This is a genomic window from Kitasatospora kazusensis (genome assembly GCF_039529945.1).
In the GTDB taxonomy this organism is placed as follows: domain Bacteria; phylum Actinomycetota; class Actinomycetes; order Streptomycetales; family Streptomycetaceae; genus Kitasatospora; species Kitasatospora kazusensis.
Map to the genome: position 1 here is coordinate 90,004 of NZ_BAAANT010000001.1, position 25,650 is coordinate 115,653.

The following is a 25,650-nucleotide window of genomic DNA, read 5'->3' on the forward strand; positions in this document are numbered from 1 at the left end:
ACAAGGGGCGGGCATGAGTTTTCTCGTCGTTGGGCTGAGCCACCGGACCGCCCCCGTGGGGGTGCTGGAGCGCGCCGCGCTGACCGGTGACGCCCCGACCAAGCTGCTGCACGACGCCGCCGCCTCGGCGACCGTCGGCGAGGCGGCCCTTGTCAACACCTGCAACCGCATCGAGCTGTACGCGGACGTGGACAAGTTCCACGCCGGGGTCGCCGAGCTCTCCCTGCTGCTCGCCCACCACAGCGGCGTGGACCTGGAGGAGCTCACCTCCCACCTGTACGTCCACTACGAGGACCGCGCCGTTCACCACCTCTTCTCGGTGGCCTGCGGCCTGGACTCGATGGTGGTCGGCGAGGGCCAGATCCTCGGCCAGCTGCGCGACGCGCTGGCCAAGGCCCAGGAGGAGCACACCGCCGCGCGCGGGCTGAACGAGCTGTTCCAGCAGGCCCTGCGGGTCGGCAAGCGCGCCCACAGCGAGACCGGCATCGACAAGGCCGGGCAGTCGCTGGTCACCTTCGGGCTGGACCAGATCGCCCAGGGCGCCGGCGAGATCGCGGGCAAGCGGGCCCTGGTGGTCGGCGCGGGCTCGATGAGCTCGCTCGCCGCCGCCACGCTGGTCCGCGCCGGTGTCACCGACCTGCTGATCGCCAACCGCACCGCCGAGCGCGCCGAGCGGCTGGCGGCCAACCTGGGCGCCCGTACGGTCGACTTCGCCGAGGTGCCCAAGGCGCTCGCCGAGGTCGACCTGGTGATCTCCTGCACCGGCGCCGCCGGTGTGGTGATCCCGGCCGAGGTCGTCGCCGCGGCGGTGGCCGACCGGGACGCCGACAGCCCGCTGGCCTTCCTCGACCTGGCGATGCCGCGCGACGTCGACCACGCCGTGCACGAGCTGCCCGGCGCTCTGCTGGTCGACCTGGAGAGCCTCTCGCAGGCGCACGCCGCCACGCCGGGCGCCGGGGACGTCGACGCCGTCACCGGCATCGTCGCCGACGAGGTCACCGCGTTCGGCGCGGCCCAGCGGGCCGCCCGGATCGCGCCGACCGTGGTCGCGCTGCGGGCGATGGCCTCCGAGGTCGTCCTCGGCGAACTCGGCCGGCTGAACACCCGCCTGCCCGATCTGGACGAGCGCACCCGCGCCGAGGTCTCGCAGACCGTCCGCCGGGTCGTCGACAAGCTGCTGCACGCGCCCACGGTGCGGGTGAAGCAGCTCGCCGCCGAGCCCGGCGGTGCCTCCTACGCCGAGGCGCTGCGCGAACTGTTCGACCTGGACCCGGCGGCAGTGCAGGCTGTCTCCGGCACGCCGATCGGCGCGCAGGCCGGAGCGCCCGGCACCCTGGCCGGCGGAGGCGCCAGATGAACCACCCGTCACCCCACGAGCACGACCGGGACGATCACCTCATGAATGGTCAACTGAGCGGCGGCCAGGGCGAGTCCGCCCTGCCGCTGCGACTCGGGACCCGCCGCAGCGCCCTTGCCACGGCCCAGTCGGGCATGGTCGCCCGGGAGGTCGCCCGGGTCACCGGCCGGCCCGTCGAGCTGGTGGAGATCACCACCTACGGCGACACCTCCCGCGAGGCCCTCGCCCAGATCGGCGGCACCGGAGTCTTCGTCTCGGCCCTGCGCGACGCGCTGCTGGACGGCCGGATCGACTTCGCGGTGCACTCGCTCAAGGACCTCCCCACCGCCACCCCCGACGGGCTGCTGCTGGCCGCCGTCCCCGAGCGCGAGGACCCGCGCGACGCGCTGGTCGCCCGCGACGGGCTCGGTCTCGGCGAACTGGTCGAGAAGCTCGCCGGACGCACCGCCCGGATCGGCACCGGCTCCCCGCGCCGGATGGCCCAGCTCAACGCCTGGGCGAGCGCCCGGGGCGCGGCGCTGGAGACCGTCGCGATCCGCGGCAACGTCGACACCCGGATCGGGTTCGTCCACGCGGGCGAGCTGGACGCCGTGGTGCTGGCCGCCGCCGGGCTCAACCGCCTCGGCCGCGGCGCCGAGGCCACCGAGCACCTCGACACCGAGCTGATGCTCCCGGCCCCCGGCCAGGGCGCGCTCGCCATCGAGTGCGTGGACGCCGGCCTCGCCGCCGCCCTCGCCGCCCTCGACCACACGCCGACCCGCACCGCCGTGGTCGCCGAGCGGGCCCTGCTGGCCACCCTGGAGGCCGGCTGCTCCGCGCCCGTCGCGGCCCTCGCCCACTGGGCGGGTACCGAACTGCTGCTGGAAGGCGTGGTCGGCACCGTCGACGGCGCCACACTGCTGAAGATGACCGCCAGTGGCCCGCTCGTACTCGACGAGACGGCCGAACGGCAGGCGACGGCCCTCGGCCGCGCGCTCGCCGAACGGCTGCTCGACGGTGGAGCGGCCGCTCTGATGGGGGAACGAGCCCTGTGAGCGCGCGGAGCGAGCGAACCGACATGCGCGGGGCCTGGCGTTGCCACCGCCCGAACGAAGAGAGGGCGGGAGCATGAGCCCCACCGCTGCCACCAGCCTTTCCACGAGTACGGCCGCCCCCGCCGGCCGCTGCACCTTCCTGGGTGCCGGTCCCGGTGACCCCGGGCTGCTCACCCTGCGCGCGGTCGACGTGCTGGCCTCGGCCGACGTCCTGATCGCCGACCCGCTGACCGCCGTCGCCGTGCGGACCCACTGCCCGGCCGGCGTCCAGGTGCACAGTCAGGCCGAGGACGGCTCGCTCGACGTGGCGAAGATCGTCGCCGAGGCCGTCCGGGCCGGCAAGCACGTGGTCCGCACCGTCGACGGCGACCCGGGCCTGGACGGCTGCGCCGCCGAGGAGATGCTGGTCTGCGCGCAGGCCGCGATCCAGTTCGAGGTCATCCCCGGGGTCGCCCAGTCCGTCGGCGTCCCGGCGTACGCGGGTGTCCCGCTGCGCGGGCGCCAGGGCGCGGACGTCCGGTTCGTCGACGGCGCCGCCCTGCTGGCCGGCGCCCTGGTCGACCTCGGCGCCCCCGAGACCACCCTGGTGGTCCGCACCACGCTCGGCCAGCTGCCCGCGACCGTCAACGCGCTGATCGCCCACGGCCGCAAGCCGGACGCCGCGCTCTGCGCGACGCTCTCCGGCACCACCACCCGGCAGCGCACCTTCACGGCCACGCTGGCGACCATAGCGGCCGACCTGAAGGCGGCCCGCGTGCTGCCCTCGCCGGTTTCGGCCCCGGTCGACCCCGCCACCTCGGTCATAGCCGTCGTCGGGGAGCAGGTCGCACACCGCTCCTCGCACTCCTGGTTCGAGACCAAGCCGCTGTTCGGCTGGAACGTCCTGGTGCCGCGCACCAAGGAGCAGGCCCACGGCCTCTCCGACCAGCTGCGCTCCTACGGCGCGGTGCCGCAGGAGGTGCCCACCATCGCCGTGGAGCCGCCGCGCACCCCGCAGCAGATGGAGCGCGCCATCAAGGGCCTGGTCACGGGCCGCTACGAGTGGATCGCCTTCACCTCCGTCAACGCCGTCCGCGCGGTGCGGGAGAAGTTCGAGGAGTACGGGCTGGACGCCCGGGCCTTCGCCGGGATCAAGGTCGCGGCGGTCGGCGAGACCACCGCGCAGGCGCTGGTCGACTTCGGCGTGAAGCCGGACCTCGTCCCGTCCGGCGAGCAGTCCGCCGCCGGCCTGCTGGAGGACTGGCCGCCGTACGACCCGGTGTTCGACCCGATCGACCGGGTGCTGCTGCCGCGCGCCGACATCGCCACCGAGACCCTGGTGGCCGGGCTGGTCGAACTCGGCTGGGAGGTGGACGACGTGACGGCGTACCGCACCGTCCGCGCCTCGCCGCCGCCGGCCGAGACCCGGGAGGCGATCAAGGGCGGCGGCTTCGACGCCGTGCTCTTCACCTCCTCGTCCACCGTGCGGAACCTGGTCGGCATCGCCGGCAAGCCGCACAACGTGACGATCATCGCCTGCATCGGCCCGGCCACCGCGAAGACCGCCGAGGAGCACGGCCTGCGGGTCGACGTGATGGCCCCGGCGCCGTCCGCCGCCGCGCTGGCCCAGGCCCTGGCGGACTTCGGCGGGTGCCGCCGCGACGCGGCCGTCGCGGCGGGCGAGCCGGTCTACCGCCCCAGCGAGCGCCGTCCGGGCTCGCGCCGCAAGGCCCGCTAGCGCTGGCAACCGGGTACCTCCAGGGGCGCGGGGAACTGCGCGACCAGGGCACGACGTCCGTGCACGGTTGCGCGCGCAGTTCCCCGCGCCCCTGCTGTGGTTGCCCTGAGCTGTACAGTTCCGCACCCCTGCTGTGGTTGCGCCGAGCCACCCGCACTCAGATCCCTATTCGTCCGGAGAGAGAAGCAATGTCCGCTGAATTCCCGTACGTCCGCCCGCGCCGTCTGCGGTCGACCCCCGCGATGCGCCGGCTGGTCGCCGAGACCAGGCTGCACCCGGCCGAGCTGATCCTGCCCGCGTTCGTCCGTGAGGGCATCACCGAACCGCGTCCGATCACCTCGATGCCCGGCGTCGTCCAGCACACCCGGGACACCCTGCGCAGGGCCGCCGTGGAGGCGGCCGAGGCGGGGCTGGGCGGCATCATGCTGTTCGGCGTCCCCGAGGTGCAGGACGCGATCGGCAGCGAGGGCACCAACCCGGACGGCGTCCTGCAGGTGGCGATCCGGGACGTGGTCTCCGAGGTCGGTGACGCGCTGGTGGTGATGTCCGACCTCTGCCTGGACGAGTACACCGACCACGGCCACTGCGGCGTGCTCGCCGAGGACGGCTCCGTCGACAACGACGCGACGCTGGAGCGCTACCGGGACATGGCCCTGGTGCAGGCCGAGGCGGGCGTCCACCTGGTCGGCCCGTCCGGGATGATGGACGGTCAGATCGGCGTGATCCGCCGGGCGCTGGACGAGGCCGGCTACCAGGACACCGGTGTCCTCGCCTACACCGCGAAGTACGCCTCCGCCTTCTACGGCCCGTTCCGCGAGGCGGTCGGCTCCTCGCTCAAGGGGGACCGCAAGTCCTACCAGCAGGACCCGGCCAACGCCCGCGAGTCGCTGCGCGAGCTGGAGCTGGACCTGGCCGAGGGGGCCGACATGGTGATGGTCAAGCCCGCGATGGCCTACCTGGACATCCTGCGGCAGATCGCCGACGCCTCCCCGGTGCCGGTCGCCGCGTACCAGGTCTCCGGCGAGTACTCGATGATCGAGGCCGCCGCCGCCAACGGCTGGGTCGACCGTGAGCGGATCATCCTGGAGACGCTCACCTCGATCCGCCGGGCCGGCGCCGAGCAGATCCTCACCTACTGGGCCGTCGAGGCCGCCAGGATGCTCTGAGAGCGCGGTCGTGACCGGCCGAGGCCGGACCCCGCTGGGGTCCGGCCTCGACTGCTGTCCGGTCCGTTCCGGCCCGATCCGATCCGGCGTCAGCGGATGTGGATCACGCCCTCCTCGCCGCCGCCGACCTCGCTGCTGCTCGCCCAGCCCCACTGCGCACCGGCGACGAAGATGTCGTCGGTCTTCGCCCAGCCATGCTGCTCGCCCGCCACGAAGGGATCCTCCGCGGTGGCGAAGAAGTGGCCGCCGCCGCCCGCGTCGACGTGCGCGTACGCGGGGGCCGAGACACCGGCCACGGCCAGCGCGCCGGCCGTGATCAGCAGGGCCTTGCCGAGCTTGCTCTTCATGAGTACGTCCTCTCTGGTGCAGTGGACCGCCGGCGCCCTGCGGACGGTGTCGGCGGACTGCGGGATGGGGTCTGTCACTACACGTGATCACATGGTGTCGTTCCACGATGCCCAGCGCGCGCCGCTGCCGACGGTCTGTCACCCGAACGCACCGCAGTCGAACGGGTGGGCGCGGCCGCGGCCGGTCTGCCGAACTCGTAGCAAAAACCGCCGGGTTCGGGGGGAGCGAACTCCCCCCGAACCCGGCGGTCCAGGCAGTGCGGGCCGATCAGCCGATCAGGTGGCTGACGCCGCCGTCGCCCGAGCCGATGGTGTTCTGGCCCTGGACACAGGTCTGCTTCGGCTGGTTGTTGAGGACCGGGACCTCGATCGGAACGGCAACGCCGATGACCGCGCCGACCGCGATGTTGTGGATCTCCGGCAGGCAGAGGTTCGGGTTGTCGAGGGTGTGGAAGTTCGGGCTGTGGGCGCCCTGGGTGCCGGTGGCGTTGGTGCCGCCGTTGCCCTGGAGGGAGGTGGCCGACCCGTCCGAGTCGCCGATCGCCATCGCGGGGGCGGCGGCCATGGCCAGGCCGACAGCGGCGACACCCAGGGCGGAGAAAGCCTTCTTGATCATTGTTCTGGTTCCTTTTCGGATCTGATGTGAGTGAGTGGAGCGGGAATGGCCGACGGAACCGGCAGGACTGGCGGTCCAGCCGCTTCTGGTGGGGCGGTTGGTACGGGGGGCCGCAGAGAGCGGCGGTTTCGGGTGGCCGAGCTCAGCCGACCAGGTGGGACACACCGCCGTCGCCGCTGGCGGCGGTGCTCTGACCGACCACGCAGGTCTGCTTCGGCTGGTTGTTGAGCGCCTGCACCTCGACCGGCACCGCGACACCGAGCACGGCCACACCGACGTTGTGGATCTCGGGGAAGCAGATGTTCGGGTTGTCGAGGAAGTGGAAGTTCGGGCTGTGGTTGCCCCAGGTCCCGGTCGCGTTGGTGCCGCCGTTGCCCTGGATCGAGCCCGTCGCGCCGTCCGCGTTGCCGATCGCGGAGGCCGGGGTGGCGGCCGCAGCCACAGCGGCGGCCACCAGGCCGACGGTTGCGAAAGTCTTCTTGATCATGGGGGGAGAAACCTCTCTGAAAATCCGGCGAAAGCCGTCTCGTCGGTCCTGACCGTGTTTCGTTACCGCGTTCAACGAGAAGACCGGGTCTGCGGTTGCTAGCCCGTCGGGGCGGATTTCCGAATGCGGACGAAGCTTGGAGAGCAAGGACTCCGAGTCGTTCCTTCATTCGGTCCTGCCGCCGCCGTGGCTGCGACGTTTAGATCAAAGAATGACGGCCGGGAAAGTTACGCGGATTCTCCGAGAACCCGCCGCGGATCGCCGCTGACCTGCCGAGCCGATCGGATTATTAGGCCAACCTGGTTAATGGGTGCCATCCGAGCCGCTCTGGATCGTTGAGGCAGGTTGATTTCCGTTGCGCGGTGGCTTCTGTCCCAGGTGTACGGCTCAGGACTACGGCACGGGCGCACGGCTCAGGTATACGAATCGACCGCACGATCACGACGTCACGATCACGACCGTACGAGCCGGCGACATCACGGCTCACGTACCGACAGAACGCTCAGACCGAACGTTCACAGACAGAACGGTGAATAGTATGAAGCTCTCCAAGCGGGCCGGCGCCCTGCTGCTCGCGGCCGGTGCCGGTGTCCTCGCGAGTCAGGGTGCGGCCGCCGCGACGCCGATGACGCCGGGGCAGGTCGCCGCCGTCGAGAACGACCTGGCGACCAAGCAGGTGCCGTTCGAGATCCCGCTCGGTTCGGCGACCGACCCGCTCGGACTGCTGCCCGAGGGCGGCAAGATCTCCGGCGGGGTGCCGACCTCGCTCGTCATGCCGCCGGTCCCGGAGGCCGCCGCGAAGCACCAGCTGATCCCGGACCGGATCGTGCCCGCCCTCAACGCCGGTCAGGTCGGGCCGGCCCTGAAGGCCTCCGTGCCGCTGCCCACCGCCGACCGCAGCACCGACCTGGGCGACCTGCGGCTGGACGCGCCGGCCGCCCCCCTGCACACCGCCGGGCCCGCGCTGGGCCTCGGGCAGCCGGTCTCGCTGTCCCCGGGCGCCGACGGGGACGTCGCGTTCGGCGACATCGACCCCCGGCTGATCACCGCGCCGGTGCAGGCCATCCCGGGCGCCAAGGCGAGCCTCGGCGGGAGCGACAAGCACCTCTCGGTGGACGACTCGCTGAAGAACCTGGCGGGCACCACCACCGGCACCGTCACCGAGGTGCTCGGCAGCGAGGGCTGACACCCCGCGGCCGCCGCGACCGGCGGCCGGACGGACGCGTACGGCAGAGCCCGGCACCACCCACTCGGGATGGTGCCGGGCTCTGCCGTACGGTTCGCGGCCGGTTCGCCGTCGGTCGGTCGATCGGTCGATCGGTCGGTCGGTCAGCCGGGCAGGACACCGAGCACCGGGCCGATGCCCGTCAGGTCCTTCGCGCCGCCGCCGCCGCTCAGCGGGCCGGTCACGGTGGCGGTGCTCAGGTGCGGGATGCCCGAGTCCGGTTCCACCGAGAGGCCGTTGTTCAGCACGTCCGCCGAGGACTGGGCGAACGGGTCGAGCCGGAGGTTCTTGAGCGGTGCCACGGCGTAGCCGAGCGTGCCGGTCGCGGCACCCAGGTCGGTCTTCTGCAGGTGGGCCGACGGCTGGGGCAGCGAGGCGTCGGTCGCGGTGCGGTCGGACTCGAAACGGTCGGTGGAGCCGGCGGCGGAGGCGGCCGGCGCGGCGGCGCCCAGCAGCATCGTCGCGCCCAGCACGGCCAGCAGGCCGGCTCCGCTCTTCTTTCGGAGCATGGGAACTACCCTTCGGTTCACGGTCACGGTCACGGGGACCGGTCGGTCGGACCTGTCCGGGGCGGACGGATGCGAACTGCCCCCCGGCCGAAGGGCCGAGGGGCAGTTCGCGCGAGGCAGGTGCCGATCAGCCGGTGATCAGCAGTCGTCGTCGTGGTTGCCGGCATCGATGTTCGCGCAGGAGTTGCCGAACGCCGGGTTCAGCAGGCCGATCACGTTGATGCTGTTGCCGCAGAGGTTGACCGGGATGTGCACCGGCACCTGAATGGCGTTGCCGGAGGCCACACCGGGGGAGTTGGCGGCGACGCCCTCGGCGCCGGCGCTCGCCATCGCGGTGCCCGTGCCGGCCAGCACCAGGCCGGCGGCGGCGGCGGAGAGGACAGCGGCCTTCTTGACGTTCTGCATGGGGTTGATCTCCTAGATCACACACGGGGATGGTGCGCCGCACCCGCGCCCGACGGCGGGGTGCGACGCGGTACGGCGGGAATCAGACGGAGCTGATTCAGCCGACGTTGGCGCAGGAGTTGCCGAACGCCGGGTTGAGGATGCTGACGACGCCGATGCTGTTGCCGCAGACGTTGACCGGGATGTGCACGGGGACCTGGATCAGGTTGCCCGAGAGCACACCGGGGGAGCCGGCGGCGACGCCCTCGGCCTGGGAGCTCGCGGCGGAGACGCCGGCGGAGCCCAGCAGCAGGCCGGCAGCGGCGATCGAGAGGACAGCGGCCTTCTTGAAGTTGCGCATGTGTACTTCCTCCGTTTTCTGCCCGACTTGTTGTCTCAGGTCGGGGGCCGGGCGAAGGGGGATCATCGCCCGATGGTTCCTGGTTGCGCCGTGTTGTCACTCCTGCGGACCGATGCGTCTGTGCCGCCGCTGGATTGGGCGTCGCACGGCCGCTTTCTTCGTGCGCCCCGCGAGCGATGTCCCGCACGGCCGGGAGATCGTCGTAGCTCTGGCGCGGCCAGGGGAGCCCCCGGGCGGACGGTGGTCCGCCGCGGGTCGGCGCCCCTGGGAGTCATGGGCTGGGCCGGCCTGCCGGAGCAGGCCCGTCGGTGGTCAGGTGTCGGTGGTCAGGCGTTGACGCAGGCGTTGCCGAACGCCGGGTTCAGCAGGCCGATCACGTTGACCGTGTTGCCGCAGAGGTTGACCGGGATGTGCACGGGGACCTGGATCAGGTTGCCGGACAGCACACCGGGGGAGCCGGCGGCGACACCCTCGGCCGACGCGCCGTGGACGCCGTGGGCCGAGGCGGTGGCGGCGCCGCCGAGCAGCAGGGCCGCGGCTGCCGCGGAGCCGAACGCGCCGTAGGCGAGCTTGCGCATGATGCGGTCTCATTTCTTGCGTACTTGTGGGGACTTGGCTTGAGGGGGCCCGAAGTGAAGCTGTTTCGCCAGGAAGAACGACGCAGCGCGCGGGGGGAAACGGGTGCTGTCGGTGATCACCCGAATGCCGTGACTGCTGCAAGTGGGTGAATGTGCCGATCAGGCCAGAACCCGAGGGGGCCGTCCCCGTTGTGGATGACGCACGTCCGTGCGCTTCCTTCGCTAGGCCTCTTACAGCTGCGGCAACAGGAAGACCTGATCAACGAGGAGACTCTTATGAGCATCAAGAAGGCCGCCGCTGTCGGTGCCGCTGTCGTCGGGATCGTCGTGGCCGGTGCGGGTTCCGCCATGGCGAGCTCCGAGGCCGAGGGCGTCGCCGCCGGCTCCCCGGGTGTGCTGTCCGGCAACCTGATCCAGATCCCCGTGCACGTTCCGGTCAACGTCTGCGGCAACACCGTCGACATCATCGGTGCGCTGAACCCGGCGTTCGGCAACTCCTGCGCCAACGTCGGCTGACTCTCGCCGGGTTCGCCCAGTCGATTCCGCAGTACCTGGCCGCCGCCCTCGTCTCCCCTCCTGAGACGCGGGACGGCGGCCTTGCCGCGTCCTGAACTCCCCTTGTCACGAGTCTTGTTGTGTTACTTGTCAGTACCTAACATGTGAGCCGGGCTCATCTTTCACCCGCGTCCCCCCAGGCGCCGGGCCCGCGATCCGCGCAGTCCTTCGCGTTCCTCCGTACGTCGCGTTCCTCCGTACGTCGCACGTTCCGCAGCTCCGCGCCGCCCGGCGCATGCCGGGTGGCCCCCACCCCTCAAGGAGTCATGCGTGACCAGGTCCCAACTACCGGGCGCGCGCAGGCGCCGCCCGGGCGCCCTGCTCGCCACAGCCGGGCTGATAGCCACCTTCGCGCTCTCCGGCGCCCCCAACGCCCTTGCGGCGAGCGCGTCTTCGGGTGGCTCTGCCAAGCCTGCCGCCAGGTCCGCCGCCAAGTCGGTCGCGGGGGCCGCCGCTTCCGCCAGGCCGGCCGCCATCGTCTCGCTCGGGGACAGCGCGATCTCGGGCGAGGGCGCCGGTACGGACACCGGCGACGCCTACATGGCCGGCACCGACACCCCCACCAACTACTGCCACCGGCACAGCAAGTCGGAGATCTTCGACACCGCCATCAGCGGGGTGACCCCGGTCGACCTCGCCTGCTCGGGCGCCCAGACCGGTGACCTGGTCAGCGACCCCGAGCTGGCGAAGGTCACCGGCGGCGGCAGCGGCGACTTCGGCGAGCCCAAGCAGGACGTCCAACTCGCCCAGACGGCGGCCCAGTACGACGTCAAGATGGTCGTCGTCACGATCGGCGCCAACGACGACTTCGACTTCAGCGGCATCATGCTGAGCTGCCTCGCCCAGTACTTCCCGATCCCCAAGTCCCAGGGCTGCCGGGACACCATCGGCAGCGACTCGATCCGGCAGCGCGCCGTGCGGACCATCCCCAAGGTCGAGGCCGCCCTGACCGACGTCCGCAACACCATGCGCACGGCCGGGTACGCGGACTCCTCGTACCAGCTGGTCTTCCAGTCGTACTTCACGCCGATCACCCCCGACATCCGGCGCAACGACTACATCGGGAAGATCGCGGACGGCTGCCCGGCCTTCCCCGAGGACCTCGCCTGGGGTCACAACTGGGTCGTCCCGCAGCTCAGTGACGCACTGCGGACGGCCGCGAGCCAGGTGCCCGGCGTGCGCTACCTCGACGAGCGGCGGGTCAGCTACGGGCACGAGGTCTGCGCGGAGTGGACGAGCTCGCCCTACGAGTACACCAACGGCGACGTGATCGACACCTCGGAGAAGACCCGCAACGGCTGCGACTCGCAGATCAGCATCCCCGGCGTCTGCATGAACATGATCCGGCAGTCGTACCACCTGCGGGTGGCCGGCTACCAGGGCGAGGGCAACTGCCTGACCCAGTTCTACCAGCAGCCCGACCAGCAGCAGGCGTTCTGCACGCTCAACCAGCAGGACGGCACCTCGATCCAGCCGCTGACACCCGGGCAGCCGTTCCCGGACACCCCGGAAGACGGCGCCTGGTACCAGCTCACCAACTCCGCCAACGGCCAGGCGCTGGACCTCTCGGGCGGCGGCACCTACGGCGACAGCACCAACGGCCGGAGCGCCATCACGTACCCGGCCACCGGCGGGCTCAACCAGTCCTTCGTGCTGGAGGCCAAGTCCGGCGGCAGCTACGAGCTCGACTTCAGCGGCAACCGGAACATGTGCGTGGACGCCACCGGCGCCTCCACCGCCCCCGGCACCGGCCTGGAGCAGTGGGGCTGCAACGGCGGCGGCAACCAGCACTGGGTCTTCGAGGCGGCCGGCAACGGCACCTACAAGCTGGCCGACTCCCAGGACACCAGCAAGGTCGCGACCGCGACCGGCACACTCGACGGCCAGGGCAACCCGCTCGTCCAGCTCGCCGCCGACACCGGCGCGGCCAACCAGCTCTGGCAGCTGACCAAGCTCGGCATCGTCTACCTGCACAGCTGACCGTCCGTCAGGAAGCTGTCACGGCAAGGCCGCGGGGACTGCACGAGGCGAAGGGCGCGTACCACCGCCACTCCCGCTTCGCGCAGTCCCCGTGCAGTCCCCGCGCATCGGTCTACTGGCCGTTGGTGCCGCCGGTCCCCTGGCAGGCCGTGGACCCGATCCGCTCCGCGAGCTCCGGCGGCAGTGGGTACGGCGCCTCGGCGGGGAGCAGCGCGGAGTCCCGCTCGCGGCGGACGTGATCGGCCAGCGCGGTCACGTCCTCGATGCCGGTGATCCACTCGTCCAGGTAGCGCCGCACCGCCTCACCGCGCAGACCCACCTGGAGGGACCGCCGGGGCAGCGGCTGCAGGGCGAGGTTCCGCTCCGGATCCCACTGGACCCGGACGGGCTGCTGCCTGACCTCGCGCCGCCAGTGGTCCCGCGAGCGGTGCTGCTGCGCGTCGTACGAGCTCAGGGCGGAGTTCGCGAGCGCCCAGTCGAAGCCGTCGCGGCGGACGGTGACCGCGAGGACGCGCTCCTGTCCGGCGCTGCGGGCCCAGTCGCTGCGGTACATCATCCAGAGGAACGAAGGCTTGATCCAGGTCATCCGCTCCCGCTTGAACGCCTCGGGGAAGCGGCCGGTCGCGGCCGCCGGTTCGGCGATGTGCGGCGAGAAGGCCTGGTAGACCGTGATCGTGGTGGCCGTGTGAGCAGCCCGGATCTGCCGGGCGGGAAGGGGCATGCCCCTGATCCTGCCTCACCAGGCCTGCCGGGCGGCCCTGTTTTCCGGCGCCGCGCCCGGCCCGGCGCCGGCCTCCCTGCCGGGAGCCGCCGACCCGTCCGGCGTCCGAGTCCCCGGTGGAGGGCGCCGCCCCTCTGGAGGCTGCCGTCCCGAGCGCGTCGCCAGATGCGGACTTGTCGAATATCGATATGCTCCGATAGCTTGGGCATATCGAAAATCGATGGGGAGGAACGTAGTGAACACACGACTCACGAGGACGCTGGCCTCGGCGACCTTCGCCCTGGCGACACTCTGCGGGCTCGCCTTCGTCGGAACGGGGGTCACCCACCTGCTCGACCACGGCGCGGTCTGCGTGCAGACGGGCTTCTGGACCAACGCCCCGCTGGCGGACCCCCTGCCGATCGGCAGCGGCGTACAGGCGTCCGCCAGCGCCGCGCGCCTGTGCCGGAGCAGCCCCTCGGTGGGGCAGCGCGCCGCCGAACTCGGCAGCGAACTGCCCTGGCTGCTCTTCGGCACCCTCGCGCTGCTGTTCTTCTCCCAGCTCCTGAAGGCCGTCCTGGAGCAGGGGCCGTTCACCGAGTCGGTGTCGCGGCGGCTCTCCGCTCTCGGCTGGTTCGTCACCGCGGGTACGCTCTTGACCGGCCTCGTCGCAGGCTGGTCGCAGTCCTGGCTCGTCGGGAGCATGGCACCGATCGTGGGTTCCGGGCCGACACTCACCGGCCCGCTGGTGCTCGTCCTCGGCGGCCTCGCGGCGGTGATCATGGGAAAGATCATGCGCGAGGGCGTGCGCATGCGAGAGGACCTCGAAGGGACCATCTGATGCCCGAAGAGGAACGCCATGCGATCCGGATCCACCTCGACCGCCTCCTCGCCGAGCGCGGCATGACCCTGACCGAGCTGTCCGCGCAGGTCGGCATCACGGTCGTCAACCTGTCCGTGCTCAAGAACGACCGGGCCAAGGCCATCCGCTTCTCGACCCTGTCGAGGATCTGCGAGGTCCTGCACTGCCAGCCTGGAGACCTGATCACCCACGACCCCGGCGACCCGGCCCCTGGCGACCGTGCGTCCTGAAGGCGAGCCGGAGCACCTGCTGGACGTGGCACCCCGTACGAACATCACGGTCCAGGTTGCCCCGAAAGCGCCGCTGACCAGCCAAAACAGATGAGGGTCATGGAATCGCAGCAGACTACGGCCGACCAGGTGCCAACGGCACCAGTGCTCGATCTGGCGGAACTGGACCGGATTTGGCGGGACCGGTACCCGGGGTGTCTGCCCCTCGGCCACCTGCTTCGCCATGCCTGGTCGGAGCGGTGGGTGCGGTTCCACAGCCTCCCGGGGTCGAAGCGCTATCCGGATACGGAGGGGGAGTACGCCCTCCTGCTGGGCCGTCAACACACCGTCCTCTCGGACCTGGATGCGCCGAGTTGGTTGTTGGTGATCACCTGTGCCTGGGATGAATCCCCGTCTCCGGTCGGCCGCAAGCCTGATCTGGAGGCCATGGTCCCAGCGACGTATTGGTGCGCGGTGGTAGCCGACGAGTCTGCTGCGGCCGGCGACAGGATCTACTCGCACCTCTACGTGAGCGTCCTGCCGAACACCAGCGACGCCCTGGACCCGCTGCTACGAGCGGTGGCTGACTGGCGGACCGCCGACGTCATCCTGGCCCCGGCCACGCTGGATTGGCTCGTCCATCCCTACGACGGCGGCATCGACGTGATCGCGCCCAGCACTGCCGAGCGCGAAACGCTCAAGGCCAAGCACCGCGATTGGCTCTCGCTGCATCCGAGTGGTCAATGACCGGCCGTCCGACCGCCGTGTCCGCCTCAGCCCACGGTGCCGCCCCTCACTTTCCGGCCGAGGGAAGCTGCTCGTCAACATGGAGTAGCCACAGCTGAGTCGCGTGGCGGCGGGCCAGGCTCATGCCCAGGAGTCGAGCGATACGTCAGGTCCGCCGGTCAGGTATCGCGTGAGTGCGCTGGCCGTAGTGGGAACGAAGTTTTCGGGGATGGTGGCGGTAGGAAACCACCTGACCTCGGCATGCTTGTCCGGCTCGGCGTTAACGGGGTCGCCTGACCACTCGTGGGCGGCGAAGACGACGGTCAGGAAGCCGTTGGGCGCTTCGACCCCTCGCGCGCCGTGGATAACGTGGGCCAGACGGAGAGCCTCGGGAGCCACGACCAGCCCCGTCTCCTCCTTGAGTTCTCGGACCGCCGTCTCGGTGATGGGCTCTCCGGGCTCACTCTTGCCGACGGGGAGATCCCACATGCCCTGGGCGAACTTGGCGCGGGGCCCGCGTTGTAGCAGGACGACTCGGTCGGTCTCGCGGTCGTGGACGATCACGGCCGCGACCAGCAGGGTCATCGCATCTGTCGCGGGCTTCAGGGCTTGCGGTGCATCGGCGGTCTGCTGCTCGGCCACGATGGTCCCTTCGTCGGCAGTGGCGCTGTTAGATCAACGCTTCTCGGGCTCGGCGTTCCAACTCGGTGGCTCCTGGAACTCCGCGTCTACGGTAGATCGCCAGGCTGGGTCGGATGGAGGAGATGGCCTTTCTGGTCCGGTCCGACGACATGCCCTCCATGAGGTTCATGGCCTGGCTCCAGGCGGCTACGGCCTCGTCGGCGCGAGCCTGGGCGGCGAGGCTGTCACCGAGGTCGGCGTAGGTGAGCATGTGGACGCGCTTGTACTTCTCCGAGTCCCAGCGGATGAGCGCGGCCCGGTGCTGCTGCTCGGTGCCGGCGTGGTCGGCGAGGTCGGTCAGGGTCCTGGCGGTGTGGCTGGCGACGGTGCCGGCGGCGGGGCCGCTGACCAGGGAGAAGCTCGGTTGAGGTTCGTGGTGCCCGGCGAGGGCATCCTCGGCGGCAAGGAGGGCCTTTGCGGCGGCTGACTTCTCACCTGTGGCGGCGTACGCCCGTGCGTGGGTGATGTGCAGCAGGGCTTCGGTCTGCCCGTCGATGTAGCCGAGGCAGCGGGCCAGTGCGTTCTCGATGAGCGCGACGCAGTGGTGAGGTTGTTTCAGGCTGAGGGCTTGGTGTGCGAGGGCGCGCATCATCCAGGCCGCGTGGCCCCTGGGGTCAGCCTCGCAGGCTAGTTGATAGCCCACCTGGTAGTAGTGCTGGGCAGCGCCTTCCTGGCCGAGGTCATGATGCTTCCAGCCTGCGAGGTAGGCGAGTTCGGCGACGGCCCCAAAGGCTTGCCGCCGGACTTGCTCGCTCGGGAAGCGTGCTCTGAGCATCGGTGCGGCGGTGTCCGCGAGGTAGGCGGTGACGGTAGTGAGGCCGTGGCCGCCCCCGAGACGTTCGTCGGCCGCGCTGAAGACGGCAGTGATCTGGCGGACGACGTCGACCTCCTCCTCGCCGACCAGGGCTGTGCCGGACCGAGCTCGGATCAGACGGGAGGCAGCCTCGTGCTCGTAGCTCAGCGGCATGGCGACCCCGGCTGTGGTGAAGGCGGCGATTGCCAGGAAGCGGCGCCGTTCGACGTCAGCGCGGCCCAGGTTCGTGGCGGTCAGTACGGGGTCGACGCTGGCGGCCAGGGAGTCCTCGGCTGCCGCGAATCCGATCTCGGTCAGGGTGACTGGTCGTCCCGCCCGGCGGGATAGGGCTTCGGCGATGTAGTGGCCCACTTGGCCTGACGGTCGGGCCCCGTCGATCCAGTGGGAGACGGCCGACTTGTTGGTGCGCAGGGTCTCGCCGTTCTCGGCAGCTACCCGACGGACAGTGAACGCGAGGGCCTCGTAGGTCCAGTTGGTCGCCGACAGGGCGTCCCGGAGCCGGGTGTTGGGTTCTTTGTGTGCTGCCACGATCCCCCGAGCTGGAGCTGTAAACCGCGTATACCACTCTGCGTGCTCACCACCGTACCGCTGGTGAGCGTGCGGCGGTTCACTAATCATCAGTCGCCCAGGCGCCGACACAACTCGGTTGCAGGCTCCCCCTCCTGTGCCTGGGCGGCTCCGGATCTGCGGCGCAGCTTCTGTGTACGTCGCCAGGAGCCGCGCCGCACCCACGCACCGAGGAGACCGCTATGCCTGCCGCACGGTTCGTCGCTCCCGCCAACCCCTCGATCGTCGCGCCTGCCCGTCACAGGGTGCTTGCCACCCTGTGTGCGTGGGGGATACGGCTGGACGAGGAGACCACAGGTGATGTGGCGTTGGTGGTCTCCGAGTTGTTGACGAACTCCGTGCTCCACGCCGGCGGGGATCTCGTGACCATCGCGGTCTACGCCAGCCGTGACCGCCTGCTCATCGAGGTGTACGACGCCAGCCCCCAGGCCCCGGCGCCTGGTGTCGCCGGCGAGGAGGACACCAGCGGGCGCGGCCTCTTCCTGGTGGAGGCGCTCGCCCGAAGCCATGGCAGCAGTCCCACCCCGCGGGGCAAGAAGACCTGGGCCGAGCTGGACGTCCGCAGGCGGCCGACGCCGAGCGGCGCGCACCCGGAGCCTGCGCTCACGGCCGACCACCGCCCCACTGGCCTCGCCCGCACGGCCTGACCGGACACTTCGACTGATGAGGGATCTCATGGAAACCTTTGAACGCGCCAAGCTCGACGCCTACTTCGCCAAGATCGCAGCCCAGTTCATGCCCGAGGCCCTCCCCGCCACCTTCCTGGTCACGCATCTGCTACCGGAGCGGCCGGGCTTCGTCCGCGCGGTTGCCGCCCTGTCCCGCCTGCGAGCCGTGCTGCCGAAGCCCAAGTCGATCGACCCGGCGGCCTTCCGCGAGGTCGAGCAGACCGTCCCGTGCGATGCGCTCTCCCGCGAACTGTTCGCCAACCCGGACACCGCCCTCGACTACTTCGAGTCCCGCGCAACTGGCGAGCCTCTCGCGCTCCTGGACGTCGGCGGCTACTTCGCTCCGGTGCTTTTCGACCTGCACGGACGTTTCTCCGGACAGTTGCTCGGGGTGATCGAGGACACCGAGAACGGGCACTGCCGATACGCCGAACTCGACAAACCGCCCTGCCCGGTCGTCTCAGTCGCGCGCTCCCCGCTCAAGGACCCCGAGGACTTCCTTGTCGGCCAGTCCGTGGTCTTCTCCACTGAGGCCCTCATGCGCGGTCGCGGGGATATCCTCCACGGCCGCCCGGCTCTGGTCATTGGCTTCGGCAAGCTCGGCTCCAGCATCGCCCGGCTGTTGCACGCCAAGGGCGTCCAGGTCACGGTCTACGACATCGACCCTGTCCGCCGTACCCAGGCGCTGAGCCAGGGCTTCGCTGTCGCCCGCGACCGCGAGAGCGCGCTGACCGGCGCGGGGCTGGTCCTGTGCGCGACCGGTGCAGTGTCCCTGCGCGGCGAGGACTTCCCGCACCTGCGCAACGGCGCGTATGTCTCCACGGTAACGAGCAGCGAGGACGAACTGGAGCTCGCCGGGCTCCCGGAGGTCTACACCCGTGCCACGGTCGGCGATCACGTGACGCGCTATCAGACCACTGGCCACTACTTCTATCTGCTGAACGGTGGCAATGCCGTCAACTTCCTGCACGGCGCCAGCGTGGGGCCGTTCATCTTCCTGGTGCAGGCCGAGATCCTCGCCGGCATCCGGATGCTCGCCCGAGGCGACCTCGACCCTGGTATGCACGAGGTCAGCGCGATCGACCGCGCCGCGATCGCGGCGACCTGGCTCAACTACTTCAACAGGTGATCACCATGGCCATCACGGCAGACCACATCCGCGCCACCCTCACCGCCTACCTCGACGTACACCCGGACGAGAAGCCCGAACTCGCGGCTGCCCTGGACCTCCTGGACGACGGGGCTGACCTCACCGCCCGCAACGAGTTCCGGGGCCACGCCACCGCCGGTGCGATCCTCACCGACCCCGACGGAAAGATCCTCTTCATTCACCACCTGGCCCTCGACAAGTGGCTCCTGCCGGGCGGTCACCTGGAGGCGGACGACACCGCCCTGATCGGCGCGGCCCTGCGGGAACTCGCCGAGGAGACCGGCATCCGGCCCGAGAACGTCGTCCCGCTCGGCGACCATCCCCTGCACATCGATGTCCACCCCATCCCGGCCAACGACGCCAAGGGCGAACCCGCTCACCAGCACATCGACTTCCGCTTCCTGTTCGGCACCTCCGCCGACGTCGCCGAACTACAGGCCGAAGAAGTCACCGAGGCCGCTTGGTGCGGCGCCGAAACAATCAGCGATGAGCGTCTGCGTGCCCGTGTGGTCGCTGCCTTGCGGTGAAGACGGCGACCACGTTCAGTCGGCAGGAGTTCTTGCAGCTCACGGCCACACCAGGCAGTACAGCTGGTGCCCCGCGTCGTGCAGCCGGTTGGCGAAGTCCTGCCACTCGTGGAGCATGGTGTAGATCACGAAGGCGTCGCGCGGGCCCCGGCGGTCGGGGACGGTGGACCAGATGAAGGCGGCGGCGCCGAGTTCGGTCTCGTCGGCCTTGCGGAGGGGTTCGACGACGGTGTGGGGGAGCTGGACGACGGCGTAGTCGGGGTGCAGGACGACCAGTTCCAGGGGCGGGACCTGGTGCAGGGGGACGCCCTTGATGCCCGTGAGGACCATCGCGCTCATCGTCTCGGGTTTGATCTTGGTGGAGAGGTGGCCGTTGGGGGAGCCGCTGGTCTCCATCAGGTCGCCGAGGCGCCCCAGGGCTCCGAGCTCGCCGGCGTCCAGGCCGAGGCCGCCGGGGCCGAGGGCGGTGGGCACTCTGGCGGCGGTGGCCCGGTCGGGTGCGCCGAAGTACTTGTAGGTGACCCCCACTCGACCCTCACCCTGCTTTCCCCTGCCCGCACGCCTGCCCCCGCCCGCAGCCCCGGTGGGCCGACGGGTGCCACCCGCGGTCTCCTCGAAGCCGTCCTGCGCCTCGGACACTCGGACCATCCTCACCGGAATTCGCCGGAATCGACAGACCCCCGCACGCTCGGTGTCCCCGAACGTGCCCTTTACCCGCCTTGCGCCGCTGTCACACTGTCGCTGCCGCACAGTTCGCCGCCAACAGTCCGACCAGTCCGTCAAGCGGATGTATCGACGCTACAGACCGTACAGCCTGGCGAGCGTGTGCAGTGCTCACCTTGGCAGGACATCGACAGAATAGGTAGCCGTCCGTAGCCCCGGATCAGCGCTATGACGGCACACGGATCATCGTTCCAGATGATCGGGCCCGACATGCGTAGGTCAAGGACACGATTTGAGACCATGTCCGGGTGACCAAGGAGATGACCAACCCGATGAGCTACCCGTACGAGGCTCCCCAGTCCCAGTCGCTGTTCGACCGCGCCTCGGTCGTGACCCCCGGCGGCGTGAACTCCCCGGTGCGCGCCTTCCGCGCGGTCGGCGGCACCCCGCGCTTCATGGTGTCCGGCACCGGCCCCTACCTGACCGACGCCGACGGCCGCGAGTACGTCGACCTGGTGTGCTCGTGGGGTCCGATGATCCTCGGGCACGCGCACCCGGCCGTGATCGACGCCGTCCAGCAGGCCGTGACCCGCGGCACCTCCTTCGGCACGCCCGGCCAGGGCGAGGTGGAGCTCGGCGAGGAGATCGTCGCCCGGGTCGCGCCGGTCGAGCAGGTCCGCCTGGTGTCCAGCGGCACCGAGGCGACGATGTCCGCGATCCGGCTGGCCCGCGGGTTCACCGGCCGCGCGAAGATCGTGAAGTTCGCCGGCTGCTACCACGGCCACGTGGACGCGCTGCTGGCCGCCGCCGGTTCCGGCGTCGCCACCTTCGGCCTGCCCGACACGCCCGGGGTGACGGGTGCCCAGGCGGGCGACACCATCGTCCTGCCGTACAACGACCTCGAAGCCGTCCGGCAGGCGTTCGCCGCGCACGCGGGCGAGATCGCCTGTGTGATCACCGAGGCCTCACCCGGCAACATGGGCGTCGTCCCGCCGCTGCCCGGCTTCAACAAGGGCCTGGCCGAGCTGTGCCGGGCCAACGGCGCGCTGTTCATCTCCGACGAGGTGATGACGGGCTTCCGCGTGTCGAAGGCCGGCTGGTACGGCCTGGAGGCCGCGAACGAGGGCTGGGCGCCGGACCTGCTCACCTTCGGCAAGGTGATGGGCGGCGGCTTCCCCGCCGCCGCGTTCGGCGGCCGCGCCGATGTGATGGGGTACCTCGCCCCGGCCGGCCCGGTCTATCAGGCAGGGACCCTGTCGGGTAACCCGATCGCCACCGCCGCCGGCCTCGCCCAGCTGCGGAACTGCACCGACGAGGTGTACGCGACGGTCGACCGCGTCTCGGCCGAGATCTCCGGCCTGGTCGGCGACGCGCTGACCAAGGAGGGTGTCGTCCACCGCCTGCAGACGGCGGGCAACATGTTCTCGGTCTTCTTCACCGACCAGCAGGTCACCAACTACGACGAGGCCAAGACCCAGCAGGCATACCGCTTCAACGGCTTCTTCCACAGCATGCTGTCCCAGGGCGTCTACCTGCCGCCGTCCGCCTACGAGTCCTGGTTCGTCTCGGCGTCCCACGACGAGCGGGCGATCGAGCGGATCGCCGCCGCCCTGCCGGCCGCCGCCCGCGCGGCGGCCCAGGCCCAGCCCGCCGCTTGAGAGCCCGTATCAGACCCCGCATGAGCGCCCGTACGAGCACCCGTACGGGAACCCGCGTCGGATCAGCCGAGGAAAAGGAACGAGCGAAGTGAGCGCCAAGGACACCACCGTCGTCCACCTGATGCGGCACGGCGAGGTGCACAACCCGGAGGGCGTCCTGTACGGCCGCCTCCCGGGCTACCGCCTCTCCGAGCTCGGCCGGCAGATGGCCGACCGGGTCGCCGAGCACCTGGCCGACCGCGACATCACGTACGTGGTCGCCTCGCCGCTGGAGCGCGCGCAGGAGACCGCCGCGCCGATCGGCAAGGTGCACGGCCTGGAGATCGCCGCCGACGACCGGCTGATCGAGGCGGACAACATCTTCCAGGGCAAGACCTTCGGGGTGGGCGACGGTTCGCTGCGCAACCCGTCGTACTGGAAGTACCTGACCAACCCGTTCAAGCCCTCCTGGGGCGAGCCGTACATCGACCAGGTGGTCCGGATGATGGGCGCGCTCGCGGCGGCCCGCGACGCCGCGCGCGGGCACGAGGCGGTCTGCGTCAGCCACCAGCTGCCGATCTGGACCGTCCGCTCCTTCGCCGAGCGCCGCAGGCTCTGGCACGACCCGCGCCGCCGGCAGTGCTCGCTGGCCTCACTGACCAGCTTCACGTACGAGGGCGACCGGATCGTCTCGATCGGCTACGGCGAGCCGGCCCGCGACCTGCTGCCCGCCCACCTGGTGGGCAAGGGCGGCAAGGGCAAGCCGGTGGGCAAGAGCTTCGGGGCGTAGCGGGGGTTGCGCCCGCCGGGCGCGCGAGTCGGCCGCGCCCGGCGGGCGTGCCCCGGCCTGCGTACCCGTCGTGCACGCCCCGGCGGGCGCGGTTGCGGGCGCGACCCGACGGGCCGCCTCCGGCCGGTTCGGGCCGGTTCGGGCCACGCCCGAAATAAACGGATCATAAGTGTAAGAACCGCAGGTCAGGAGGGGTCCGACACGCAATGTCGGACCCCCCTAAAACTGCCCAAAGTCCCATGCGAAACTTTTCACATGTCTGGGACGCCTCGCCGCCGCATCCGCCTCGCCGCCGTGCTCGCCGCCACCGCCACACTGGCTCTGGCGGGCTGCTCGTCGGCCTCCTCCAGCAGTGACGGCCAGATCGGCTTCGTCACGGGTGACGGCGGCCTGGACACCGCCGCCGCCGGGCACCGCCAGGCCGCACCCGCCATCTCCGGCACCACGCTGGACGGCGGCAAGGCCGCGCTCGCCGACTACAAGGGCAAGGTCGTGGTCCTCAACATCTGGGGATCCTGGTGCGACCCGTGCCGCGCCGAGGCCAAGGGCCTCCAGGCGGTGTCGGCGAAGTACAAGGGCCAGGACGTCCAGTTCCTGGGGATCAACACCCGGGACACCGACCCGACCAACGCGGTGGCCTTCGAGCGGAACAACGGGATCACCTACCCGAGCCTGTACGACCCGGACGGCACCCAGATCCTCAAGTTCCCCAAGGGCAGCCTCAACCCGCAGAGCATCCCGACCACCATCGTGGTCGACCGCGAGGGCAAGCTCGCCGCGCGCGCGATGCGCGGACTGTCGGCGGACGACCTGGAGACCCTGCTGAAGCCCGTCCTGGCCGAGAAGTCGCAGTGAGTGCGGTCCTGCTGGCAGCCGCGAACAACCAGACGGTGGCGCACGGCGCGATCATCCTGGCCGTACCGATCGCGCTGGCGGCCGGGCTGGTCTCGTTCTTCTCGCCCTGCGTGCTGCCACTCGTCCCGGGCTACCTGAGCTACATCACCGGCTTCTCCGCCTCCGACCTGGCCGACGCCAAGGGTGCCAAGCGCGGGCGGATGCTGCTCGGGTCGGTGCTGTTCATCCTGGGCTTCACCGCCGTCTTCGTCTCAGGCGGCGCGCTGTTCGGGTACTTCGGGACGACGCTGCTCGAATACCGTCACACCATCAACATCGTGATGGGCCTGTTGATCATCGTGATGGGTCTCGTCTTCATGGGCCTGGTGCCCGGCTTCGCGCTGCGCGAGTTCCGCACCCACCGCCGTCCGGCCGTGGGGCTGGCCGGCGCGCCGCTGCTGGGCATCGTGTTCGGTCTCGGCTGGGCGCCGTGCAGCGGACCGACGTTCGGCGCGATCAACGGCCTCTCCCTGAGCCAGGCAAGTGCCGGTCGCGGCGCGCTCCTCGGGGCGGTCTACTGCATCGGCCTGGGCGTACCGTTCATCGTGGCCGCGCTCGCCTTCCGCCGCGCGCTCGGCGCGTTCGGCTGGGTCAAGCAGCACTACCAGTGGGTGATGCGGATCGGTGGCGGCATGCTCATCGTGGTCGGCCTGATGCTCCTCACCGGCACGTGGGACGCTCTGGTGCACCAGCTGCAGACCACCACCGCCGACTTCTCGATCGGAATCTGACCGTGAGCGACACCAGTACCCGACCGCCCGAGGGCGACGAGCTGACGGCGGAGCGCCTCAGCAGCGCGCCGGTCGAGCAGGACAGCCCGGCCGGCATAGGGGTGTTCGGCTGGCTGCGCTGGATGTGGCGTCAGCTGACGTCCATGCGGGTCGCGCTGATCCTGCTGTTCATGCTCTCGCTGGCCGCCATCCCGGGCTCGCTGATCCCGCAGAACAGCCAGAACCCGTTCAAGGTGCAGAACTGGAAGCTGGCGCACAGCACGGTCGGCCCGATCTACCAGAAGCTCCAGCTGTTCGACGTCTACAGCTCGGTCTGGTTCTCGGCGATCTACCTGTTGCTCTTCATCTCGCTCGCGGGCTGTATCATCCCGCGGACCTGGCAGTTCGTCGGCGTGCTGCGGGCCCAGCCCCCGGCCGCGCCGGCCAACCTGACCCGGATGCCGGTCTACGCGGCCTGGCACACCGAGGCGAAGCCGGGCGCGGTGAACGTCGCCGCCCACGCGCGCCTCAAGCGCCGGGGCTTTCGCGCGAACATCTCGGACGGCTCGGTCGCCTCCGAGAAGGGGTACCTGCGCGAGGTCGGCAACCTGCTCTTCCACCTGTCGCTGTTCGCGCTGCTCGCCGGTTTCGGCTGGGCGAGCCTGGCGAGCGGGCAGGGCGGCAAGCTGGTGATCGAGGGCCAGGGCTACGCGAACACCATGACCCAGCTGGACGACTTCACCGGCTCGGCCTTCTACGGATCCGAGGACCTGGACCCGTTCGGCTTCAAGCTGGACGGCTTCACCGCGCAGTACCAGACCACCGGTGACCAGATCGGCAGCGCCCGCGAGTTCACGGCGCACATCCGGTACTGGACGGGCGACGACAGCACCAGGCTGACCAAGGGCGACATCCAGGTCAACCATCCGCTGGAGATCGGCGGCAGCAAGGTGTTCCTGATCGGCCACGGGTACGCGCCGGTGGTCACCGTCAAGAACGCCAAGGGCGAGAAGGTCTACTCGGGCCCGACCCCCTTCCTGCCGCAGGACGCCAACCTCACCTCCGTCGGGGTCGTCAAGGTCAGCGACTACGGCCAGAAGGACGGCCAGCGGACCCAGCTGGGCTTCCGGGGCTTCTTCCTGCCGACCCAGCCGCTCGACTTCACGAAGACCGGCCCGATCTCGCTCTTCCCCGGTCCGGCCGACCCCGCGCTGGTGCTCACCGCCTACGCGGGCGACCTCGGGACGGACTCGGGCCTGCCGCAGAACGTGTACCAGCTGGACGACAAGCACATGACCCAGCTCCAGCAGGACGGCCAGATCGCCAGGATCAAGCTGAAGCCGGGCCAGGGCTGGACCCTGCCGAACGGCTACGGCACCGTCACCTTCGACGGCTACCAGCAGTGGGCCAGCTTCACCGTCTCGCACCGGCCCGGCAACGCGGTCGCGCTGGCCGGTGCCGTCTGCGCCATCCTCGGCCTGGTCGGCTCGCTGAACGTGAAGCGCCGCCGGATCTGGGTCCGCGCCTCCGCCACGCCGGACGGCCGGACGCTGGTCGAGGTCGCCGGGCTGGCCCGCAGCGAGTCCGTGAAGATCGCCGAGGAGCTCGCCGAGCTCGCGGTGGACCTCCAGGACGACGCCCCGGCGACGGAGGACCAGGTCACCGGGGAAACCGACGAACAACCCGAGTCCGCAGCAGAACGCCCTGTCCCCACCGACCCGAACTCCGAGGAGTAG

General features: G+C 70.6%; 29 protein-coding genes. 18 read left to right on the forward strand and 11 right to left on the reverse strand.

Features of this window, described 5'->3' with window-relative positions:
- Nucleotides 1-13: 13 nt before the first annotated feature.
- The 4 genes from ABD330_RS00415 (at nt 14) to hemB (ending at nt 5,274) form a co-directional block, all read left to right on the forward strand.
- Nucleotides 14-1,357: a glutamyl-tRNA reductase gene (locus ABD330_RS00415; RefSeq protein WP_344459450.1), complete on the forward strand. Its 1,344-nt coding sequence runs from the start codon at nt 14-16 to the stop codon at nt 1,355-1,357.
- A gap of 41 nt (nt 1,358-1,398) precedes the next feature.
- On the forward strand, nt 1,399-2,391 hold the full coding sequence (gene hemC, locus ABD330_RS00420) for a hydroxymethylbilane synthase (protein WP_344459452.1): 993 nt from the start codon (nt 1,399-1,401) through the stop codon (nt 2,389-2,391).
- A gap of 73 nt (nt 2,392-2,464) precedes the next feature.
- On the forward strand, nt 2,465-4,108 hold the full coding sequence (locus ABD330_RS00425) for a bifunctional uroporphyrinogen-III C-methyltransferase/uroporphyrinogen-III synthase (protein ID WP_344459454.1): 1,644 nt from the start codon (nt 2,465-2,467) through the stop codon (nt 4,106-4,108).
- Nucleotides 4,109-4,296: 188 nt separating this feature from the next.
- Nucleotides 4,297-5,274 (forward strand): porphobilinogen synthase, encoded by a 978-nt coding sequence (gene hemB / locus ABD330_RS00430; protein WP_344459456.1) that lies wholly within the window; start codon nt 4,297-4,299, stop codon nt 5,272-5,274.
- An 89-nt stretch (nt 5,275-5,363) separates the two neighbouring features.
- Here hemB and ABD330_RS00435 read toward each other — a convergent pair whose 3' ends face one another.
- From ABD330_RS00435 to ABD330_RS00445, 3 genes are all read right to left on the reverse strand, one after another.
- Entirely contained in the window at nt 5,364-5,621 is a 258-nt protein-coding gene (locus tag ABD330_RS00435) for a hypothetical protein (RefSeq protein ID WP_344459458.1), read from the reverse strand.
- Between the two features lie 268 nt (nt 5,622-5,889).
- Nucleotides 5,890-6,237, reverse strand: coding sequence for a rodlet layer protein (locus tag ABD330_RS00440; RefSeq protein WP_344459460.1), 348 nt, complete (start codon nt 6,235-6,237; stop codon nt 5,890-5,892).
- A 142-nt stretch (nt 6,238-6,379) separates the two neighbouring features.
- A complete protein-coding gene (locus ABD330_RS00445) occupies nt 6,380-6,724 on the reverse strand; it encodes a rodlet layer protein (RefSeq protein WP_344459462.1) in 345 nt (114 codons plus the stop codon).
- Nucleotides 6,725-7,262: 538 nt separating this feature from the next.
- On the opposite strand from ABD330_RS00445, the gene ABD330_RS00450 reads away from it, so the two are divergent.
- On the forward strand, nt 7,263-7,910 hold the full coding sequence (locus tag ABD330_RS00450) for a hypothetical protein (protein WP_344459464.1): 648 nt from the start codon (nt 7,263-7,265) through the stop codon (nt 7,908-7,910).
- A gap of 143 nt (nt 7,911-8,053) precedes the next feature.
- Here the strand turns inward: ABD330_RS00450 and ABD330_RS00455 are convergent, their stop codons facing one another.
- The 4 genes from ABD330_RS00455 to ABD330_RS00470 form a co-directional block, all read right to left on the reverse strand.
- Nucleotides 8,054-8,458: a hypothetical protein gene (locus ABD330_RS00455; protein WP_344459466.1), complete on the reverse strand. Its 405-nt coding sequence runs from the start codon at nt 8,456-8,458 to the stop codon at nt 8,054-8,056.
- Between the two features lie 138 nt (nt 8,459-8,596).
- Nucleotides 8,597-8,863: a chaplin gene (locus ABD330_RS00460; protein WP_344459468.1), complete on the reverse strand. Its 267-nt coding sequence runs from the start codon at nt 8,861-8,863 to the stop codon at nt 8,597-8,599.
- Nucleotides 8,864-8,960: 97 nt separating this feature from the next.
- A complete protein-coding gene (locus ABD330_RS00465) occupies nt 8,961-9,203 on the reverse strand; it encodes a chaplin (protein WP_344459470.1) in 243 nt (80 codons plus the stop codon).
- Nucleotides 9,204-9,529: 326 nt separating this feature from the next.
- On the reverse strand, nt 9,530-9,781 hold the full coding sequence (locus tag ABD330_RS00470) for a chaplin (protein WP_344459472.1): 252 nt from the start codon (nt 9,779-9,781) through the stop codon (nt 9,530-9,532).
- Nucleotides 9,782-10,057: 276 nt separating this feature from the next.
- Here ABD330_RS00470 and ABD330_RS00475 point away from each other — a divergent pair, with 276 nt between their 5' ends.
- Both ABD330_RS00475 and ABD330_RS00480 read left to right on the forward strand, forming a co-directional pair.
- A complete protein-coding gene (locus ABD330_RS00475; protein ID WP_344459474.1) occupies nt 10,058-10,297 on the forward strand; it encodes a chaplin in 240 nt (79 codons plus the stop codon).
- 309 nt (nt 10,298-10,606) lie between these two features.
- Nucleotides 10,607-12,316, forward strand: coding sequence for an RICIN domain-containing protein (locus ABD330_RS00480; RefSeq protein WP_344459476.1), 1,710 nt, complete (start codon nt 10,607-10,609; stop codon nt 12,314-12,316).
- Between the two features lie 112 nt (nt 12,317-12,428).
- Here ABD330_RS00480 and ABD330_RS00485 read toward each other — a convergent pair whose 3' ends face one another.
- Nucleotides 12,429-13,037 carry a DUF4291 domain-containing protein gene (locus tag ABD330_RS00485; RefSeq protein WP_344459478.1) on the reverse strand — a complete coding sequence of 203 codons (609 nt, stop codon included), beginning with the start codon at nt 13,035-13,037 and terminating at the stop codon, nt 12,429-12,431.
- A gap of 235 nt (nt 13,038-13,272) precedes the next feature.
- On the opposite strand from ABD330_RS00485, the gene ABD330_RS00490 reads away from it, so the two are divergent.
- From ABD330_RS00490 to ABD330_RS00500, 3 genes are all read left to right on the forward strand, one after another.
- Nucleotides 13,273-13,857, forward strand: a complete 585-nt coding sequence (locus ABD330_RS00490; protein WP_344459480.1) for a DUF2975 domain-containing protein — start codon at nt 13,273-13,275, stop codon at nt 13,855-13,857.
- Nucleotides 13,857-14,108 (forward strand): helix-turn-helix domain-containing protein, encoded by a 252-nt coding sequence (locus ABD330_RS00495; protein WP_344459482.1) that lies wholly within the window; start codon nt 13,857-13,859, stop codon nt 14,106-14,108. The genes ABD330_RS00490 and ABD330_RS00495 overlap by 1 nt, the downstream gene beginning before the upstream one ends.
- Before the next feature lie 99 nt (nt 14,109-14,207).
- Entirely contained in the window at nt 14,208-14,834 is a 627-nt protein-coding gene (locus ABD330_RS00500) for a DUF3885 domain-containing protein (protein WP_344459484.1), read from the forward strand.
- A 120-nt stretch (nt 14,835-14,954) separates the two neighbouring features.
- Here the strand turns inward: ABD330_RS00500 and ABD330_RS00505 are convergent, their stop codons facing one another.
- Complete coding sequence (locus ABD330_RS00505; protein ID WP_425555400.1) at nt 14,955-15,398, reverse strand: NUDIX domain-containing protein; 444 nt, start codon at nt 15,396-15,398, stop codon at nt 14,955-14,957.
- 85 nt (nt 15,399-15,483) lie between these two features.
- The gene (locus ABD330_RS00510; RefSeq protein WP_344459488.1) at nt 15,484-16,836 is read right to left on the reverse strand and encodes an NsdA family TPR-like regulatory protein; all 1,353 of its coding nucleotides are present in this window, start codon (nt 16,834-16,836) and stop codon (nt 15,484-15,486) included.
- Nucleotides 16,837-17,057: 221 nt separating this feature from the next.
- Between ABD330_RS00510 and ABD330_RS00515 the strand changes: the two genes are divergently transcribed.
- From ABD330_RS00515 to ABD330_RS00525, 3 genes are read left to right on the forward strand one after another with little or no spacing between them, the layout of a single operon-like run.
- Nucleotides 17,058-17,522 (forward strand): ATP-binding protein, encoded by a 465-nt coding sequence (locus ABD330_RS00515; protein WP_344459490.1) that lies wholly within the window; start codon nt 17,058-17,060, stop codon nt 17,520-17,522.
- Nucleotides 17,523-17,550: 28 nt separating this feature from the next.
- Complete coding sequence (locus tag ABD330_RS00520; RefSeq protein ID WP_344459492.1) at nt 17,551-18,672, forward strand: adenosylhomocysteinase; 1,122 nt, start codon at nt 17,551-17,553, stop codon at nt 18,670-18,672.
- Between the two features lie 5 nt (nt 18,673-18,677).
- Nucleotides 18,678-19,220 carry an NUDIX hydrolase gene (locus ABD330_RS00525; protein WP_344459494.1) on the forward strand — a complete coding sequence of 181 codons (543 nt, stop codon included), beginning with the start codon at nt 18,678-18,680 and terminating at the stop codon, nt 19,218-19,220.
- Between the two features lie 39 nt (nt 19,221-19,259).
- Here the strand turns inward: ABD330_RS00525 and ABD330_RS00530 are convergent, their stop codons facing one another.
- Complete coding sequence (locus tag ABD330_RS00530) at nt 19,260-19,748, reverse strand: hypothetical protein (RefSeq protein WP_425555390.1); 489 nt, start codon at nt 19,746-19,748, stop codon at nt 19,260-19,262.
- 467 nt (nt 19,749-20,215) lie between these two features.
- Between ABD330_RS00530 and hemL the strand changes: the two genes are divergently transcribed.
- From hemL to resB, 5 genes are all read left to right on the forward strand, one after another.
- A complete protein-coding gene (gene hemL / locus ABD330_RS00535) occupies nt 20,216-21,541 on the forward strand; it encodes a glutamate-1-semialdehyde 2,1-aminomutase (RefSeq protein ID WP_344460011.1) in 1,326 nt (441 codons plus the stop codon).
- 121 nt (nt 21,542-21,662) lie between these two features.
- The gene (locus tag ABD330_RS00540) at nt 21,663-22,310 is read left to right on the forward strand and encodes a histidine phosphatase family protein (RefSeq protein ID WP_344460013.1); all 648 of its coding nucleotides are present in this window, start codon (nt 21,663-21,665) and stop codon (nt 22,308-22,310) included.
- A 255-nt stretch (nt 22,311-22,565) separates the two neighbouring features.
- Nucleotides 22,566-23,165 carry a TlpA family protein disulfide reductase gene (locus ABD330_RS00545; RefSeq protein ID WP_344459498.1) on the forward strand — a complete coding sequence of 200 codons (600 nt, stop codon included), beginning with the start codon at nt 22,566-22,568 and terminating at the stop codon, nt 23,163-23,165.
- The gene (locus ABD330_RS00550) at nt 23,162-23,935 is read left to right on the forward strand and encodes a cytochrome c biogenesis CcdA family protein (protein ID WP_344459500.1); all 774 of its coding nucleotides are present in this window, start codon (nt 23,162-23,164) and stop codon (nt 23,933-23,935) included. The genes ABD330_RS00545 and ABD330_RS00550 overlap by 4 nt, the downstream gene beginning before the upstream one ends.
- A gap of 2 nt (nt 23,936-23,937) precedes the next feature.
- Complete coding sequence (resB, locus tag ABD330_RS00555) at nt 23,938-25,650, forward strand: cytochrome c biogenesis protein ResB (protein WP_344459502.1); 1,713 nt, start codon at nt 23,938-23,940, stop codon at nt 25,648-25,650.